This is a genomic window from Barnesiella sp. CU968, assembly GCF_905219685.1.
Classification (GTDB): domain Bacteria; phylum Bacteroidota; class Bacteroidia; order Bacteroidales; family Muribaculaceae; genus Lepagella; species Lepagella muris_A.
Map to the genome: position 1 here is coordinate 1 of NZ_CAJMXD010000539.1, position 1521 is coordinate 1521.

Consider the following 1521-nt stretch of genomic DNA (forward strand, 5'->3'; position numbering starts at 1 on the left):
CATCCATTGTGCGTTTCACGTCCTGACCGATGTATATGTCAACATCCGATGCGTTGTCGTTCCACCATTTTGCAAGCTTGCGGCTTGGAGCCGCCGGAGTGTCAAGATTCCAGTAAAGCTGCGGGGCAAGATAATCGATCCATCCGTTTTTAGCCCATAAAAGCACATCAGCATAAAGATCGTCATAGTTCTGCAGACCGGTGCTCTCGCTTCCTCTGGGGTCAGAACGTTTGTTTCGCCAGATGCCGAACGGACTTACACCGAATCTTACCCACGGTTTGCGCTCCTTGATTGTTTTGTGCAGTTGCTCTATAAGGAGGTCTACGTTATGGCGTCGCCAGTCGTTGCGGTTTCTGCCCAGTCCGTATTTCAGATAGCTGGCGTCATCAGGTATTTTTTTTCCGGGGGCTGGATAGGGATAGAAATAGTCATCGATGTGGATTGCATCAACATCGTACCGGTTCACAATATCATCGACTACCTTGCATATGAAATCTCGGTTCTCCTGATATGCCGGGTCAAAAAGAACCTGTCCGTTATATTTGAAAAAGCGCTGGGGTTCCATCCTGGAGATATGGCTTGACGGCAGAATCTCCTTCGCATTTGAAGTCACACGGTAAGGATTAAGCCATGCGTGAAACTCCATCCCTCTCTTATGTGCCTCCTCAAGACAGTATTCCAGCGGATCCCACATCGGAGAGGGTGCTTTCCCGCGTTTCCCTGTAAGCCATGCGCTCCAGGGTTCGAGTTCCGACTTGTAGAGAGCGTCGGCAGTGGGACGTACTTGAAAGATGACGGCGTTGCAGCCGGCTTCGTGGAGTTTGTCGAGCTGTTCGCGTATATATGCTTTTGCCTGTTCGGTAGATTTGTTCTGCCATTGTGTCTGTCCGATCACATGAAGCCACGCGCCGCGGAACTCGCGTTTGGGATTCTCGAATTCGCTTGTCGCGTATGTCGGGACGGAGGTCGCGACGTAAGATAAAAGTAGTAAGATTATGGTCGTAATCCTGTTCATATTCGATACAATTGCCTTGAAGTTGCTAAATCAGGTTAAGCAGTTTTTAAGATGATTTCTTAACAGTTCGGAATCTGTTGTCATGATTATTCTCCGACTCCGATTCCGAAGAGGGCATAATCGTAGAAGACCGGATCCTCGGGGCGGAGAGTGCGCAGCGTTGCCGTGAGAGCCTCCACGCTTTTGCGGTCGTTGGCACGACGGCAGATAAGACCGAGATTTCTCGCCGTGTTGCCGGCATGCACATCGAGTGGAATGAACAGCCTGCTTTTGGGTATGCTTTTCCATACACCCATGTCTACGATTCCGTCATCGCGCACAAGCCATCGCAAAGCCATGTTGATGCGTTTGAGAGCAGTGGTGTCAAGATTTACGGGAAGACACTGGGAGCAGTTCTCGCCGTTGTTTTCATCGCGCATGATCTTTTCCATCTCCTCCACGAGTTTCCATGACGGAGTCTCCGACTCACCGGCACGCACTGCGGCTCCGAAAGCGTCAACCGAACC

Annotated in this window: 2 protein-coding genes; both read right to left on the bottom strand. The window is 50.6% G+C overall.

Features of this window, described 5'->3' with window-relative positions; all coding sequences use genetic code 11:
• Positions 1–1015 (bottom strand): glycoside hydrolase family 10 protein (locus tag JX312_RS13490; RefSeq protein ID WP_204458429.1); only part of this gene is annotated, 1015 nt, incomplete at its 3' end.
• 86 nt (positions 1016–1101) lie between these two features.
• The coding region (locus JX312_RS13495) for a DUF2400 family protein (protein WP_204458430.1) at positions 1102–1521 on the bottom strand (420 nt) is incomplete at its 5' end.